The sequence below is a fragment of the Microcella putealis genome (genome assembly GCF_004216575.1).
Lineage (GTDB): Bacteria > Actinomycetota > Actinomycetes > Actinomycetales > Microbacteriaceae > Microcella > Microcella putealis.
The window spans coordinates 138,478-154,948 of sequence record NZ_SGWW01000004.1; the positions used below are offsets into that span (position 1 = coordinate 138,478).

The window sequence follows — 16,471 nt, forward strand, 5'->3', positions numbered from 1 at the left end:
GGACGGTCAATACTGCCAGGGGAACGGAGACCAGTCGGGCGCGCGCTTTTCGAGGAAGGAGTCACGGCCCTCGACGGCCTCGTCGGTTCCGTACGCGAGGCGGGTGGCCTCACCGGCGAACAGCTGCTGGCCGACGAGCCCGTCGTCGGTCAAGTTCATGGCGTACTTCAGCATGCGGATCGCCGTCGGCGACTTCGTCAGAATCGTCTCGGCCCACTCGAGGCCAACGCTCTCGAGCTCGGCGTGCGGCACGACGGCGTTCACCGTGCCCATCTCGTACGCGCGCTCGGCGTCGTACTCGCGGGCGAGGAAGAAGATCTCGCGGGCCACCTTCTGGCCGACCTGCTTGGCGAGGTACGCGCTGCCGTAGCCGGCGTCGAACGAGCCCACGTCGGCGTCGGTCTGCTTGAACCGGGCGTGCTCGCGGCTCGCGATCGTCATGTCGCACACCACGTGCAGCGAGTGGCCGCCGCCGGCTGCCCACCCGGGCACGAGGGCGATGACGACCTTCGGCATGAAGCGAATCAAGCGCTGCACCTCGAGGATGTGCAGCCTGCTGGCGCGGGCCGTGTCGACCGTGTCGGCCGTCTCTCCCTCGGCGTATTGGTAGCCCGCCCGCCCGCGGATGCGCTGGTCGCCGCCCGAGCAGAACGCCCAGCCACCGTCTTTCCCGCTCGGCCCGTTGCCCGTCAGCAGCACGACCCCGATGCGCGGGTTCTGCCGCGCGTCGTCGAGTGCCCGGTATAGCTCGTCGACCGTGTGCGGGCGAAACGCGTTGCGCACCTCGGGCCGGTTGAACGCCACGCGCGCGATGCGCCCCGAGGTGTCGTGGTGGTAAGTGATGTCGCTCAGCTCATCGAAGCCGGGCGCCACGACCCAGCGCGACGCGTCGAACAGTTCAGACACCGGGCGAGCAGATTCGGCCATGCGGCAAGCCTACGACCGTGGGTCGCGCGCGGGCCGCGTGACGTTTCTCAGGAAAACAGGGCGGGTGGGGTCGCCGATGCCCCGGAAACACGGGAGACAGCACGCTGGATTCCTGCAATACGTCACGGGCCCTCGGCGAAACTCGCGTGCCGTGCGGCGGATTCGGCCGGGCGGCGGGCCCGCCGCCGGCACCCGGTGCCACACTGGGCAGATGGAAGCTCGGGGGCACAACGGAACGCAAGAACCACCGGCCCTCGAGGCGCTGCTGGCCAACGCGCACGTCGTGCGCATTCCGCTCGCGACGCGCTTCCGCGGCATCGAGCACCGCGAGGCGGTACTGCTGCGCGGCCCGCACGGCTGGGCCGAGTTCAGCCCCTTCGTCGAGTACGAGGATGCGGAGGCGGCGACGTGGCTGGCCGCCGCGATCGATGCGGGCTGGAACGCGCCATCCGCACCCGCGGTGCGCGACAGCATCCCTGTGAACGCCACGCTGCCGGCCGTCGCGCTCGATCGCATCGAGGGCGTTCTCGCCCGCTTCGGTGAGTGCCGCACCGTGAAGATCAAGGTTGCCGAGCGCGGCGAAACCCTCGCCGACGACGTAAAGCGAGTGCGCGAGACGCGGCGTCTGCTGGGGGCCGAGGGACGCATCCGCCTCGACGCGAACGGTGCGTGGAACGTTGACGAAGCCGAGCACGCCATTCGCGCACTCGAAGAGTTCGACCTCGAATACGTGGAGCAGCCGTGCGCCTCGGTGCCCGAGCTCGCCGAGCTGCGCGCTCGCATCCATCGCATCGACGTGCCCATCGCCGCCGACGAGAGCGTGCGCAAGGCCGCCGACCCGATCGCCGTCGCGCGGGCCGAGGCCGTGGACCTGCTCGTGATCAAGGCGGCGCCGCTCGGCGGCATCGACCGGGCGCTCGCGATCGTCGCCGAGGCGGGGCTGCCCGCCGTCGTCTCGAGCGCGCTCGACACGAGTGTGGGCCTCGCGATGGGCGCCGCCCTCGCCGCACGCTTGCCCGAGCTGCCCTACGACTGTGGGCTCGGCACCGCGGCCCTGCTGCTCGGCGACGTCGTCGCCTCACCACTCGTTCCGGTGGACGGCGCGATCCCGGTCGGCCCCATCACCATCGACGAGGATGCCCTGGCCCGGTTCGCGGCGCCCGCCGACCGGGAAACGTGGTGGCGCGAGCGCGTTGCCCGCTGCCGCGAGCTGCTGGAAGTGGCCGCGGCAGCGGACTGACCGCAACGCTGAAGCCCCCGGGCGTCCCCAGCCCGGGGGCACCAGCGCTACGCCGTCGCGCGGCGTCGGCGCAGCACGAGCGGCGCAACTCCGCCCGCGACAAGCAGCAACGCGACCACGAGCATCGGAGCGATGTCGACGCCCGTGAATGCGAGCCGTGTCACGGTCAGCGGCGACGCGAGTTCGAGCCCGCTCTCGAGGCCGACGAGGCGCAGCGTGTGCTCACCGATCTCGGCCTCCATCGGAATCGTGACCGCAACCGCGACGCGACCCTCGGCATCGGCCGTGGTGGCGAGCAGCAGGCGCGGGGTGGAGTTCATCCACACCTGCACGGTTTCGCCCGAGGTGAATCCGGCGCCGCTGAGCCGCACCGTCTCACCCGGCGCGACGCGGCTGGTGTCGAGCTGGGCGGGGCGCACGTTGCCGTTGCCGTTGCCCTGACCGACGCCCCCGTTGCCGAGGCCGTTTCCGTTTCCGTTGTTGCCGTTGCCGTTGTTGCCCGAGCCTGGGCCGTTCCCGTTTCCGGGCCCGTTGCCGTTCCCGTTACCCGGCTCATTGCCGTTCCCGTTACCCGGCCCGTTTCCATTGCCATTGCCGGGCCCGTTTCCGTTGCCGTTACCGGGCCCGTTGCCATTGCCCGGCCCCTCACCGTCCGAGCCACCGTCTTGGCTGTCGACGAGCACGGCGACGCTGCGCGCCGGGATGCTGACCGCACCCGTCGCCGCATCCCACGTCGTCGACGCCACGACCGGGTCCGAGCCCGAGGCCTGCGCCTCCGTCAGCGCGAACTCGCGCCCTGCCAGCCCCTCGATCTCTTCCGTGATCGCGTCGGGCGAGGCGTTGAACACGACGAGCGCCCCTTCAAGCTCGGGGTCGACATCGTCGCCGAGCAGGTCGTCGATCAGCATGACGACGAGGCCAGGAACCGCGTCGGGGCCGCTGTTCGGGAAGCTGACCTTCTCGCCGATGAGCTCGGCTGAGCCCAGCTGCAGCAGGTCAACCGAGCTGCGCACGCGCAGCAGGTCGAGCGCCTGTGCCTCGGCCGCCGCAATGTCGTCGGCCGTCGGCTTGAGCGCGGGGTCGGCCAGCAGCGGCGCCATGACGCCCCACTTGCCCTCGTTGTCGGCCGCCGGCGGCAGACCCGAACCGAAGGTCGACTGCTCACCGGTCCAGTCGATGCGGTTGAACCAGTCACCCGAGTTGTAGCTGTTGCGGTCGAGCGACTTCGAGCGCAGCAGCTCGGTGCCCGCGTGCCAGAACGACGGTGCCTGCGACAGCGTGACCGTGCCGAGCATCAGCGTGTTCATGCGCACCCGGTCGGCCATCGTGGTGTCGCGCGGCAACTTCAGCACCGCGAGGTCGTAGAGCGTTTCGTTGTCGTGCGCATCCACGTAGTTGATGACCTCGTTCGGTTCGTCGGCATAGCCGGCAGATGACCCGCGGTAGTCGAGCTGGCTGCCCGGCACGACCGCGCCGGAGGCCGACTCGAGCTCGTAGTCGCGCAGGTTGCCGACGAGGCCAATGCGCACGAGGTCAGACTGCGCGCGCAGATCGGCAATGGCCCGCTCGGTCGACCCGTTGATGGGGTCGCCGTTCGGGTCGGTGCCGAGGCCGGTGCCGAAGCCCTGCGTGAAGGTCGACGAGCTGTCGACGGGGCTTCCGCCGTGCACGGCGTCGCGCAGACGGTCGTTGAACGTGGCGATGCCGGTGCCGCCGAGCTGACCCTGCGTGGCCTGCTCGAAGCGCGCGTTGTTCGCCACCTCGCCAAAGTTCCAGCCCTCGCCGTAGAGGAAGACGCTCGACCCGTCGACCCCGTCGCGCTCAAGGGTCAGCTCGTCGAGGGCCGCCCGCACCGCGAGCATGTTCTCTTTCGAGTGGTGCCCCATGAGGTCGAAGCGGAACCCGTCGACGCGGTAGTCGCGCGCCCAGGTGACGACCGAGTCGACCATGAGCTTCTCGGCGAGCTCGTGCTCGGTCGCGACGTTCTGGCAGCAGGTCGAGGTCTCGACATCGCCCACCGCGTTCAAGCGGTGGTAGTAGCCGGGAACGATGCGGTCGAGCACCGACTTCTGACCCTGGCCCGCCTCGGCGGTGTGGTTGAACACCTTGTCGAGCACGACCTCGAGGCCGGTCGCGTGCAGCGCCCCCACCATCGAGCGGAACTCGGCCACCCGTGCGCCGCCGTCGGGGTTCACCGCGTACGAGCCCTCGGGCGTCGAGAAGTGGTACGGGTCGTAGCCCCAGTTGAAGCCGTCGAGGTCGCGAATGGCGCTGATGCACGCCTGCTGCTCTTCGGACGCCGGGCCGAACGAGGCGAGGTCACACTCGGGCTCGGCCTGCTCCGACCGCACCTCTTCGATCGTCGCGATGTCGAAGGTGGGCAGCAGGTGCACGGTCGTGATGCCCGCCTCGGCGAGCTGCCGCAGCTGCTGCGTGCCCGCCGAGTCACGGGTGAAGGCGTGGTACGTGCCGCGCTCGTTGGCCGGCACGGTCTGGTCACCGATCGAGAAGTCGCGCACGTGCAGCTCGTAGATCGCGCGGTCGACGCTGCGCTCGACGGTCGGCGCAGGCGTGTCCTCCCACAGCTGCGGGCGCAGCTCGTCAGCGTCGAGGTCGACAACGACAGTGCGGGCCGAGTTCACGGTGAGCGCCGTCGAGTACGGGTCAGTGACCGAGTTGGTCTCGATGTCGCCCGTCGACGGGGCGAACACCTCGACGCGCCAGCGGTACTCGCTGCCGACCTCAACACTCTCGTCGGTGACGCTCCAGACGCCCGAGGCGTCGTCGAAGGATGCGCTGATCACCGCCGCGTCGCCCGTCGCGCCCGCGCTCCATACCTCCGCCGACACCGCGCGCGCCGTCGGCGCCCACAGGTTCAGGGTGACGTCCGAGCCGTCGACGACCGCGCCAAGCTCGGCATCAGCCGCCGCCGCTGCGTAGAGCTCGTCGAGCACGCCGGGGATCTGCACGCCCGTGACGGCGGTGATCGCACCGTCCACACGCTGCACGACCCACAGTTGCCCGCGCACGAGCGCGGCCACGTCGGCCCGCTCGAGCCCGGCAGGAGCGAGCGCGACCGAGCCCGCAAGGTGCGGGAAGCGCTCGCGCGTCTCGCTCGGCAAGCCCTCGGTCAGGCGCTCGAGCGCGATCGGCTCGCCCCCGCCGACGACCTCGCCGTCGACGAGCTCGAGGCTCGCCTCGGCCGAGTGTTCGAGGGTCCAGCTCGCGTTTGTCGCCGGCACGCCGCCGAGCAGCCCGACGGGCCAGGCAATGGCGCCACTCGCCGCCCACATGGCCTGCTCGGTGCCGAGGCCCGCGAGCGGAGGGTTCTCGACCGCGATCTCGAGCGTGTTCGTCTCGAGCGTGTAGCGGAACACCACGAGGTCGTCACCGGCGACACTGAACCCGTAGTTCGCACCGTTCGGGGCCCCGCCGACGCCGTAGTTCTCGTCCCAGCTCAGGCCGTGCGCGACCTTCGCTTCGTAGGCTCCGGCCGGGATGCTGCTGGTCGCGAACTCGTAGATGCCGTCACCATCACCGTCCATCGCGATGGTGGCGAGGCAGTCGGGCTGCCAGTCACCCGAGCATCCGATTTCCGACTGCATGCTGCCGGGGATGGTGATGATCGGGCCCTGCGCCGTCGAGGTCACGACGCCGGTGCGCGGGTCAAAGTAGAACGTGATCGGGCCGCCACCGTGCGTGTAGGCGATGTTCGCCCCGCCCGGCTCACCGTTGGCGCCGAAGTTCAGATCCCACGACCCGTTGATTGCGACCTTGTACTCGTACGAGCCCTCGGGCACGTCGAAGGTGCCTGCCCAGATGCCGTCGGCGCGCAGCGTGAGCGCGGCCGCCTCGCAGTCGGGCTGCCAGTCGCCCGCGCATCCCATCTCGGAGTTGTGGCTGCCAGGCACGGTCACCATGTCGTAGACGGGCGCCTCGCCACCATCGCCCCCGTCGTCGATGGCGCCGTCGACGGCAACCCCGACCGAGGCGTAGGTGGATGCGGCGGTACGGTTTCCGGCCGCATCCACCGTCACGGCGCGGTACTCGACGAGAGTGCCGACGGCGAGCCCGCGGGTGTCGTGGAAGACGCGGGGCGTCGTGTCTTCGGCGGTGCCGAGCGGGGTCCACTCGTCGTCGCCCGCGACGCGCCACGCGAGGCTCGTCTCGACCCAGGTGTTGTCGTCGACGTCGGCGACGACCGGCGCAAGGCCCGTGACCGCGGCACCGGGCGTCGGCGCACTCACCGACACGGCGAGCGCCGACTCGGGCGCAGTGACCGGAGCACCGGCCACCCACACGACGGCGCTGAGCGCCGGCACGGTGATCGACACGACGCCATCGGCGCCGCTCTCGACCGGCTGGCCGTCGCCGTAGAGCACCGAGAAGGATGCGTCGGCCGTGAGCGTCGGCACCTCGACGGTGCGCGCCTCGGTCGCGTTGTTCACGGCGACCAGGTGCTCGATTTTCTCGTCGCGCTCGACGCGGCTGAAGGCGTAGACGCCGGCACCCGAGGTGACGAAGCGCTCGATCTGGGCGCCGGTCTGGAGCGCCGGGGTCGACTCGCGCAGCGCAGCAAGCTCGGCGATCACTCGGTACATCGGGGCGTCGGTGTCGAAGCGGTCGATGCTGCCGGCGTTCTCGCCGGTGATGAGCGGTTGGTTCGCGTATTCCTGCGTTTGCGTCGCGAAGAGCGTGTGGCGCGCATCCTTATCGCCGCCGGTGCCGGCGAAGCCCTGCTCGTCGCCGTAGTAGACGACGGGCTGGCCGCGGGTCAGGTACATGAGCTCGTGCGCGAGCTCGGTGCGCTGCAGGGTGTTTCCGGCCGAGGCGAGGAAGTAGCCGACGCGGCCCATGTCGTGGTTGCCGAGGAAGGTCGGCAGCGCGGTCGCCGACGAGTCGGGCGTCGTGTAGTAGTCGTCACCGTCGAACAGCTGACGCAGGCCCGCCGCCGAGTTGCCGCCCGCGAACGAGGTGGCGCGCGCCTGGAAGGTGAAGTCGAGCACCGAGTTCATGTCGGTGTCGCGCACGTACGGCGCGAGCTTCACCGGGTCGGCGTCGTAGACCTCACCAAACATGAAGAAGTCGGGCTTGCCCGCGACGTTGCGGGCGTAGTCGAGCACCTCGGTGGTCCAGGTCTCCCAGAACTCAAAGTTCACGTGCTTGGCGGTGTCGATGCGGAAGCCGTCGATACCGAGGTCGATCCAGTCTTGATACACCTCGACGAAGCCGTTAACGACGGTCGGGTGCTCGGTCATCAGGTCGTCGAGGCCGACGAAGTCGCCGTACGTGACCGACTCGCCCGTCCACGTCGAGTCGCCGCGGTTGTGGTAGAGCGTCGGGTCATTCAGCCAGGCCGGAACCTTGATGTTCTCGTCGCCCTCGGCGATAACAGGCGTGTACGGGAAGCTGGTGGCCGCGTCGAGCGCGGGCCAGTCCTCCGAGCCCGCGAGCGCGGCGATGTCGATGACGTTCCCGACGGCATCCCGGTACGGCGAGTTCGCGATGTCGATGTACGAGTACGCGCCCTCCTCGTAGCTGATCACGTCGGCGGTGTGGTTCGTGATGATGTCGAAGTAGACCTTGATATCGCGGGCGTGCGCCTCGGCGATGAGCGCCTCAAGCTCGGCGTTGGTGCCGAGGTGCGGGTCGAGCTGGGTGAAGTCGGTGATCCAGTAGCCGTGGTACCCGGCCGAGGCGTTCACGCCCTCGCCCTGGACCGGCTGGTTCTTGAAGCTCGGCGTGAACCAGATGGCGGAGGTGCCGAGGCCCTCGATGTAGTCAAGGTTCGCGCGCACGCCGGCGATGTCACCACCGTGGAAGAAGCCCTTGTCGGTCGGATCGAAGCCGGTCACGAGGCGGTCGCCCTCGAGACCGCCCTCGTCGTTCGTGGGGTCGCCATTGGCGAAGCGGTCGGTCATGACGAAGTAGAAGTTTTCGGCGCTGCCCGGCTGTCGCACGGGCGGGGCGACGATGGCGGCGTCGGCGTCGCCGTACGCGCCCTCGACGCTGAGCAACTCGAGACCGATGCGCTCGGCTGTCGCATCGAACGAGACCCGGATGCGCGTGTCACCCGCCGTCGTCAGCGGCACGTCGTCGGCGCCCCCGTTCAGCCCCCAGGCCGCATCCCACGTGTCGTTCGCGGCGACCTTGTAGTCGTAGCTACCGGCGGGCAGGTCGAACTCGGCCGAGTACAGGCCGGGTGTCGCGGTCGGGGCGAGCTCGGTCGCGGCGCAGTCGGGAGCCCAGTCGGCGTCGCAGCCGAGCTCGGTCTGCAGGCTGCCGACCAGGGCGTAGGTGTCGGCCGGTTCGTCGGCCACGGCGGCGGGCAGAACGCCGGCGCCGAGTGCGGTGAGAACGAGTGCGCTCGTGGTGAGCGCGGCGAGGGTGGTGCGGGCGGCCGGGCGGTGCGGCATGCGTCGACTCTGACTTCCTGGCACGGCATCGTGCCCCTGCGTGGTGAACGAGGGCTGACGCTAGCCGGCATCAGGTGTTGCTGCAAGCGTTTGCACACAGGTCACGTTTTTCCAGCGCAGCCGCGCCACACGCGGGAAGGAATCTCAGGTCTATCCCACAAACGGGGGCCACGATTCCAGGCCTGTTGCGCACGTTCCTGCAAACGCCGACGCGCCCCCGACCAGTGGTCGGGGGCGCGTCGCGCGATGGTCGATCAGATGCCGCTGTACGAGTGGAGCCCCTCGAAGAACAGGTTCACGATCGTGTAATTGAAGATCACGGCGCCGAAACCCACAATCGCGAGCCACGCCGAGCGGTTACCGCGCCAGCCTCGGGTCGCTCGCGCGTGAATGTACCCGGCGAAGAGCACCCAAATGATGAAGGTCCACACCTCCTTGGTGTCCCAGCCCCAGTAGCGGCCCCAAGCACGCTCAGCCCAAATAGCGCCGGCGACGAGGGTGAAGGTCCAGAAAACGAAGCCGACGACGTTGATGCGGTACGCGAGCGACTCGAGCGTGGATGCGCCCGGCACGGTGTCGAGAAATCGCAGGCCCGCGGTCTTGCGCACCTCACGCTGGTGGCGCAGCAACTGCATCGTCGACAAGCCGGCGCCGATGGCGAAGAACGCCGTGGCGAGCGAAGCCACGAGCACGTGAATAATGAGCCAGGCCGACTGCAATGCGGGCGGCGTCGGCACGACGTCCACGTAGAAGTTCACGGTGACGATGCCGAGCGACAGCACGGTGAAGCCGGTGATGTAGGCCCCGAGGTAGCGCACGTCCTTCCACAGCTGGACGCCGAGGAAGGTGCCCATACCGAGCAGCGTGGCAGTGAGGCCGAACTCGAACATGTTCGACCACGGCACGCGGTCGGCCGCGATGCCGCGGGTCAGCGTCGCCGCCAGGTGCAGCACCCAGCCGATGATCGCCAGAGCGAAAGCAACGCGCTGGTAGACGGTCGCGCCGCCGCGCGAACCATCCTTGTTCTCAGGCTTCAGGGTCTTTTCACGCTCGAGAACGGCGGTGCCGCCCGCGGCTGATCCCCTGACGGAGGCGGCGGCCGTGGCGATGACCGGTGCCCCCGCCGCACCGCTCGCGGCACGAGCCGGCAACTCGGCCGACCGCTTCGCGAGGTCGAGGGTGAAGGCGATAAACGCGAGGGTGTAGACACCCATCGCCGAGTACACGGCGACGAGCGAGAGGCTGGCGAGGTTCTCCATCACGGGCTCCATGGTAGGCGTGGTTACTGGGATGCAACCGGGGCGGGCTGCGAGGTCTCGACGCGGCCGCCCAGCCGATCGAGGTGCTCGGTCGCGACGCGCTCAACCGCGCCATCGAGGTTCGGATCTTCGCCGCGGGCAAGACCCGCGTAGCGCAGGCGCACGCCGTCGTTCGTCTGCTCAGCGGCGATCCACACGCGGCGGCGGGGCACGAAGAGACTCACGATCAGACCCGCGATGGCGAGCACCGTCGAGACGAACACGCCCAGCTGCGTCGGGTCGTGGTGGATGTCAATCGAGACGAAGCGCGGCAGGGCGGTGAACTCGACCGTGCCCCATCCGTTCGGCAGTTCGGCCGTCTGGCCGAGGCCGAGCACAATCGACTCGGTGCCGGTCTCGCCGCCCGTGACCTGCTCCAAGTCGTCCACGTCGAGGGCGTACGCGTTGCGCGGAACACCGTCGTCCAGGCCCAGGTCGCCCTGGAAGACGTTCAGGGTGAGCACCGGATTGTCGGGCTGCGGCCACACACTCGACAGGGCACCACTCTCGAGCTGCACCGCCGACGGGTAGAAGAAGCCGATCATGCCGAGCTGCTCAGGCAAGCCATCGGGCACCTTGATGATGCCGAGGCTCGTGAGATTGCTGTCCTGCGGCAAGAACGCGACCGACTCATCGAACACGACATCGCCGTCGGCGTTACGCACCGTGATGACGGGCGCGAATCCGTTGCCAAGAAGGTAGGCGCGCATCCCCTGGATATCGATGGGCGCGTTGACCTTGATGTCGCGCTGCACGCTCTCGCCGTTTGCCTCGGTCACCGTCACCGTGGCCGTGTAGTCAAGGGGTTGAGCGAGCAGCGCCCCCGACTGCTCGTCAACCGCCGCCTCAAACACACCCTCGAACTCATCGAGCCGCAACGAGAACGGGTCAAGGCGCGAGTCGTCAAAGAAGCGGCTCGCCGAGAACGTGTCGTAGGTCGTCAACTGGTTGACGAAGGTCTGACCCTCGACGATGACCTTCTGGCCGTTGTAGCCGAAGCCGCCCGCAAACCCGACCGTCGCGAGCACGCCGACGAGCGCCATGTGGAAGACCAGGTTTCCGGTCTCGCGCAGGTAGCCACGCTCGGCCGACAGCGAGTCGCCGTAGCGCTCCACGCGGAAGCGCTGGCGGCGCAGCACCGCCTCGCCGGCGGAAAGCGCCTCCTCGACCGAGCCACGCGCATCCGCCTCGCGATAGCCGACCAGGCGGTTCAAGCGCGCCGGCGTCTTCGGCGGGCGCGAGCGCATGGCCCGCCAGTGATGGGTCGTGCGGGGAATGATGCAGCCGATCAGCGAGACGAACAGCAGCAGGTAGATCGCGCTGAACCACACCGAGGTGAAGGTGTCGAACAGCTGGAGCGCGTCGAGCACCGCAAACAGTTCGGGGTCGTCGCGCTGGTACTGCACCACACCGTTCGGGTTCGACGAGCGCTGCGGCACGAGCGAGCCGGGGATCGCCGCGACGGCGAGGAGGAGCAGCAACACAAGGGCCGTGCGCATGCTCGTGAGCTGACGCCAGACGAAGCGCACCCAGCCGACGACGCCGAGGCGAGGTTGCGTGGGGCCGTCGGCGGATGCGCGGCCGGGGCCCTCGTCGATGGCGGCGGGGGCGCCGCTGCCGTCGTCATAGTCAGAGGGGCGTAACGGTTCCACCGATCACCGATCCCAGGCTCGACACGAAGAGGGACCACAGGCCCGTCACCATCGCGATGCCGATGACGATGAGCAGGCCACCTCCGATGAGATTGATGGCGCGCGCGTTGCGCTTCAGCCACGCGGCCGCGCCGGTCGCCCAGCGGAAGCCGAAGGCGAGCAGCAGGAAGGGAACGCCGAGACCGACGCAGTACAGCAGGCCGATGAGCGCCGCGCGGCCGATATCGCCCTCGTTGATGACGAGGGCGTTGACGGCGATCAGGGTCGGGCCAATGCAGGGCACCCAACCGAACCCGAACACGATGCCGAGCACGGGCGCGCCACCGAGGCCCGCCGCTGCCGTGAGCTTCGGCCGCACGGTGCGCTGCAGGAACGACACCTGACCCACGAAGACCAGGCCCATCAGAATGACGATCACGCCGGCGATGCGGGTGATCAGGTCGAGCTGCGACTGCAACAGCAGGCCCGCCGTCGCAAAGACGATCGAGAACGCGACGAAGACGACGCTGAAGCCGAGGATGAACAGGCTCACGCCGAGCAGTAGTCGGCTGCGTTCGCGCGCGTTCTCAACCGGGCGGGTGAATCCGCCGACGTAGGCGAGGTAACCGGGCACCAGCGGCAGCACGCAGGGCGACGCGAAGGCGAGAAACCCGGCGGCGAGCGCGATCGGCATCGCGAGCAGCAGGTTGCCGCTCAGCACGATCTCGCCGACGGGGTTCACCACGGCGGCGGCCTAGCTCTCGGCTTCGGCGAGCGTGTCGCTGATCATGGCGCGCAGGGTCGATGGCTCGGTGAGCAGGCCCGAGATGCGGGCGGCGACGCGGCCCTGCTGGTCGAGCACCAGCGTGGTCGGCACGGCGTTCGGCGCGACCTCGCCCGAGAACGCGAGGCGCACAGCGGCGTCGTCGCGGTCAAGGATCGAGGGGTAGGTAATGCCGAACTCTTCGGCGAAGGTCAGCGCGGTGCCCACGCCATCACGAATGTTGACGCCGACGAACTGCACGCCCTCGGGCTGGAACTCTTGCCAGATGGCCTCGAGGTCGGCCGCCTCGACGCGGCACGGCGGGCAGGCGGCGTACCAGAAGTTGACGACGACGACCTGGCCGGCGAAGTCGTCGCTCGAAACCGTCTCGCCCGACTCAACGGTGCCCTCGAAGGCGATCGGCTCACCGCGGTCGGCCTCGGCGATGACGGTGTACGCGCCGTCGCCCGAGATGTAGCCCTGGCCGGTGCCCTCGCGGAATTGTTCGGCCAGTCGATCGCCTTGGCTGGGCGCGCAGCCAGCAAGCGCGATGATCGCGCCGACGGCGGCCACGGCGGCAGCGGTGCGGAACGGGCGTCGGCGTCGGGGGGTGCGGATGGTGGTCGTCACACTGCTCCGAGGTCGATGGGTGTTTCCCCCAATTCTACCCCGGGATCCTGATAACCGATCTCAGTGAAGGCGCCGTCGCGCCACGCGAAGCTCGTAATACTCGACAATGCGCAGCGCCGCGTGCGCGGGTCGTGCGCGAGCCGCTTGCCGGCGACCGCCCGGTGCGCCATCCAAATCGGAAGCTGGTGGCTGACCATGACGACCTCGCCACCCTCGGTGCGCGCGTGCGCGTCGGTCATGGCCGCGAGCATCCGGGTGGCGATGGAGGCGAACGGCTCGCCCCAACTGGGTTTGCTCGGGTTGAGCATCCACGGCCAGTGCTTGGGGTTCATGAGGGTGGCGCGGTCCATGCGCTTGCCCTCGAAGCGGTTCATCGGCTCGATGAGGCGCTCGTCGATGTGCGGCTCGAGTCCGAAGGCCTCTTGCCAGGGCGCCGCCGACTCGCGCGTGCGCTGCAGGGGCGAGCTGTAGAGCGCCGTGATCGGATGCCCGCCGAGCGACCGCGCGGACGCTTCCGCCATGCGATGGCCGAGATCGCTGAGGCCGTAGCCCTCGAGGCGGCCGTACAGGATGCGCTGGGGGTTGTGCACCTCGCCGTGGCGCACGAGGTGGATCACGTCGGCAGGCACGGGGCCAGTCTAGGAGGGGCGCTATCGCCCGTAGACTCGGGGGTTATGACCCGCACCCTCATCGCGCACCTGTCCCCTCTTCCTGACGGCCCCGTGGAGGTCGCCGGCTGGGTGGAGACGGTGCGCGATCAGAAGAAGGTGCAGTTCGTCATTCTGCGCGACGAGACCGGCGCAGTTCAGCTCGTGAACCCGGCGACGCGCGCGCTGGAGCTTGGAGGCGAGGCCATTTCTGGCCTCGACCGCGACGCCAGCGCCGCTCATCGTCTCGATGAGCGGTCACGGGACGAACTGGACGCGCAGCGTGCCGCACTCGCGTTGACCGAGACGATTGGCGGCCTCGCCCACGGCACCATGGTGCGCGTCAGCGGCGAGCTGAAGCACGACGAGCGCGTCAAGCTCGGCGGCCTCGAGGTGAAGATCGACACGCTCGAGGTGGTGAGCGAGGCTCTGCCCGAAACCCCCATCGCCGAGGACTCGAGCCTGGACAAGCGCCTCGACTGGCGGTTCCTTGACCTGCGCCGCCCCGAGGCGAACCTCATCTTCCGCGTGCAGACGACGTTCGAGCACGCGCTGCGCAGCTACTTCGTCGAGAACGAGTACATCGAGATTCACACCCCGAAGCTCATGGCGAGCGCCTCGGAGAGCCGCGCCGAACTGTTCGAGCTCGGCTACTTCGAGGGCACCGCGTATCTCGCGCAGAGCCCGCAGTTCTTCAAGCAGATGGCGCAGCCGGCCGGCTTCGGCAAGGTGTTCGAGATCGCCCCGGCTTTCCGCGCCGACCCGTCGTTCACGTCACGCCACGCGACCGAGTTCACGTCGATCGACGCCGAGATCAGCTGGGTGCGCTCGCACGAGGACGTCATGCAGATGCACGAGCAGGCGCTGCATGCGGCGTTCTCGGCGGTCGTCGAGAAGCACGGCGCTGCGATCGAGGCGGCGTTCGGCGTCTCGCTGGAGATTCCTGCGTTGCCGTTCCCGCGCATCCCCCTCGCCGAGGCGCGTCGCATCGTCGCCGAGGGCGGCTACGAGATTCCGCGCGCTGACGGCGACCTCGACCCCGAGGGCGAGCGCCGCCTGTCGGCCTGGGTGAAGGCGAACCACGGCCACGACTTCGTGTTCGTGACCGACTACGACTCGACGATTCGGCCGTTCTACCACATGCGTCACGAGGGCGATGCGTCGCTCACGAACAGCTACGACCTGCTCTTCAACGGCGTCGAGATCTCGACGGGTGCGCAGCGCGAGCACCGTGTTGACGTGCTCATCGAGCAGGCCCGCGAGAAGGGCCTCGAGCCGGAAGAGCTCGAGTTCTACCTCGACTTCTTCCGCTACGGGGTGCCCCCGCACGGCGGATTCGGCATGGGCCTCGCCCGCGTGCTGATGCTGATGCTGGGGCTGTCATCGATCCGCGAAACGACGTACCTGTTCCGCGGCCCGACGCGCCTGACTCCGTAACGAGCTCGCGCTCGGAAGCACCCGGTCGGGGCTCTCGCTCGGGACGCTCGCTCTCGTCAGCATCACCCGCCAGCAGAAGAATTCCCCCGCAGGCTGCTTCCACAACAGCGGAAGAGTGACGCCGTCTCAACGACCGCTTCCACAACCGCGGAGAAGTGACAACGGTGCGCCTTCCCGCTGTTGTGGAAGGGCGCGGGGGTACGTGACGCGACCCAGCAGCGGCCGACGGATCGCTGCGGTGGCGCTGATCCACCGTGGCGCTGATCAACCGAAGGGGCGAGGTGACGTCGGGCTGCTGAGTCTGGCGCGCCCCGTCGGCGAGGGTCGGCCTAGAGGGCGAAGTCGGGGCGGATCTTCCAGCCCGTGTACTGCTCGAGGCGGCCCATGAGGGTGAGCGCGTGCAGCGCCGCGTGGTCGTGGCTGACCGTCGAATAGACGTCGATCGCGAGAGGCGGCGGCTCGCCGAACTTCGGGATCTCGATCTCGATCCACGCACCCTCGGCAAGCGGCACGTACGGCCGCATCGTGCGCTGGTTCTCGACCGGGGCATCCATCGCGAGGGCGACGATCGAGAGCGCGTCGAGCTTGGTGACGGGCGACTGCACGACGATCGTGGCGCAGTACTCGACGGGCTCACGCTTGCGGCGCAGCGCGCCAAACAGGTCGCGGGCGGGCTGAATCACACGGGCACCGTACGTGTTCACCCTGAACGGATGCCGCGCCCACCCTGTGCAGGCGGCCCGCTTCGTGCTGGAATGAGCGAACCCGACCACTCGGGCCCGCCGCACCCGACTGCGCGCAGCCCCCAGCACAAGGACGCCGATGACGACGCCGCCCCGCACCCGACCGACGCCCGCCGGAATCGGCGTGGCGAGCATCCGATTCGCCCTCGCGGCGCTGACCGTCGCCGCGGTCGTGGCGACGTTCCTCGATGCGGCCGAACGCGGCCCCGTCAATCCGTTCAACTTCTTCGGGTTCTTCACGATTCAGTCGAACATCCTGATCACGGTCGTGTGGGTGTGGGCGGCCGTGCGCATCCTGCAGGGGAGGCGCGCGTCGGCGGGGCGCACGATCGTGCGCGCGACGGTCACGACCTTCATCGTCATCGTGGGCGTCGTGTACGTGCTGCTGCTCGCCCCGCTCGGCGCCGAGGGCGGCGTTCCCGTGGGATGGGCGAACACCGTCATGCACTACGTGACCCCGATCGCCGGTTTCGTTGACTGGATGCTGGCCTCCGACCGGGTGCGGCTCGCGCTGCGACGGCTCGGCTGGGTGCTGATCTACCCGACAGTGTGGGTCTCGGTCGTGCTCGTGCGCGGGGCGACCGACGGCTGGGTGCCGTACCCGTTCTTGAACCCCGACACCGGCTACGCGAGCGTGTTCTTCTATGTCGGGATGATCGTGGTCGCCTTCGTGCTGTTTGGCTCGCTGATCTTCGCCCTCTCGCGCGTACCCGCAGCGGTGCGCGTTCTGCGGGAATAG

General features: G+C 69.0%; 11 protein-coding genes. 3 read left to right on the plus strand and 8 right to left on the minus strand.

The window, feature by feature from the left end; genetic code table 11:
* Positions 1 to 6: 6 nt before the first annotated feature.
* Positions 7 to 927, minus strand: a complete 921-nt coding sequence (locus EV141_RS10620; RefSeq protein WP_130485942.1) for a 1,4-dihydroxy-2-naphthoyl-CoA synthase — start codon at positions 925 to 927, stop codon at positions 7 to 9.
* A gap of 211 nt (positions 928 to 1,138) precedes the next feature.
* On the opposite strand from EV141_RS10620, the gene EV141_RS10625 reads away from it, so the two are divergent.
* Complete coding sequence (locus EV141_RS10625) at positions 1,139 to 2,167, plus strand: o-succinylbenzoate synthase (protein WP_130485943.1); 1,029 nt, start codon at positions 1,139 to 1,141, stop codon at positions 2,165 to 2,167.
* 47 nt (positions 2,168 to 2,214) lie between these two features.
* On the opposite strand, the gene pulA is transcribed toward EV141_RS10625, so the two are convergent.
* From pulA to EV141_RS10655, 6 genes are all read right to left on the minus strand, one after another.
* On the minus strand, positions 2,215 to 8,583 hold the full coding sequence (gene pulA, locus EV141_RS10630; protein ID WP_198675539.1) for a pullulanase-type alpha-1,6-glucosidase: 6,369 nt from the start codon (positions 8,581 to 8,583) through the stop codon (positions 2,215 to 2,217).
* A 254-nt stretch (positions 8,584 to 8,837) separates the two neighbouring features.
* Positions 8,838 to 9,842 carry a c-type cytochrome biogenesis protein CcsB gene (gene ccsB / locus EV141_RS10635; RefSeq protein ID WP_241969225.1) on the minus strand — a complete coding sequence of 335 codons (1,005 nt, stop codon included), beginning with the start codon at positions 9,840 to 9,842 and terminating at the stop codon, positions 8,838 to 8,840.
* 23 nt (positions 9,843 to 9,865) lie between these two features.
* Positions 9,866 to 11,533: a cytochrome c biogenesis protein ResB gene (gene resB / locus EV141_RS10640; RefSeq protein WP_241969226.1), complete on the minus strand. Its 1,668-nt coding sequence runs from the start codon at positions 11,531 to 11,533 to the stop codon at positions 9,866 to 9,868.
* The gene (locus tag EV141_RS10645; protein WP_130486017.1) at positions 11,511 to 12,254 is read right to left on the minus strand and encodes a cytochrome c biogenesis CcdA family protein; all 744 of its coding nucleotides are present in this window, start codon (positions 12,252 to 12,254) and stop codon (positions 11,511 to 11,513) included. The genes resB and EV141_RS10645 overlap by 23 nt, the downstream gene beginning before the upstream one ends.
* Positions 12,255 to 12,266: 12 nt before the next feature.
* Entirely contained in the window at positions 12,267 to 12,905 is a 639-nt protein-coding gene (locus tag EV141_RS10650) for a TlpA family protein disulfide reductase (RefSeq protein WP_241969227.1), read from the minus strand.
* Entirely contained in the window at positions 12,902 to 13,534 is a 633-nt protein-coding gene (locus EV141_RS10655; RefSeq protein ID WP_130485945.1) for a histidine phosphatase family protein, read from the minus strand. Before EV141_RS10655 ends, EV141_RS10650 begins: the two co-directional genes overlap by 4 nt.
* A gap of 45 nt (positions 13,535 to 13,579) precedes the next feature.
* On the opposite strand from EV141_RS10655, the gene aspS reads away from it, so the two are divergent.
* Positions 13,580 to 14,989: an aspartate--tRNA(Asn) ligase gene (gene aspS, locus EV141_RS10660; protein WP_130485946.1), complete on the plus strand. Its 1,410-nt coding sequence runs from the start codon at positions 13,580 to 13,582 to the stop codon at positions 14,987 to 14,989.
* Between the two features lie 329 nt (positions 14,990 to 15,318).
* Here the strand turns inward: aspS and EV141_RS10665 are convergent, their stop codons facing one another.
* The gene (locus EV141_RS10665; RefSeq protein WP_130485947.1) at positions 15,319 to 15,672 is read right to left on the minus strand and encodes a hypothetical protein; all 354 of its coding nucleotides are present in this window, start codon (positions 15,670 to 15,672) and stop codon (positions 15,319 to 15,321) included.
* Positions 15,673 to 15,811: 139 nt separating this feature from the next.
* Between EV141_RS10665 and EV141_RS10670 the strand changes: the two genes are divergently transcribed.
* Complete coding sequence (locus EV141_RS10670; RefSeq protein ID WP_130485948.1) at positions 15,812 to 16,471, plus strand: Pr6Pr family membrane protein; 660 nt, start codon at positions 15,812 to 15,814, stop codon at positions 16,469 to 16,471.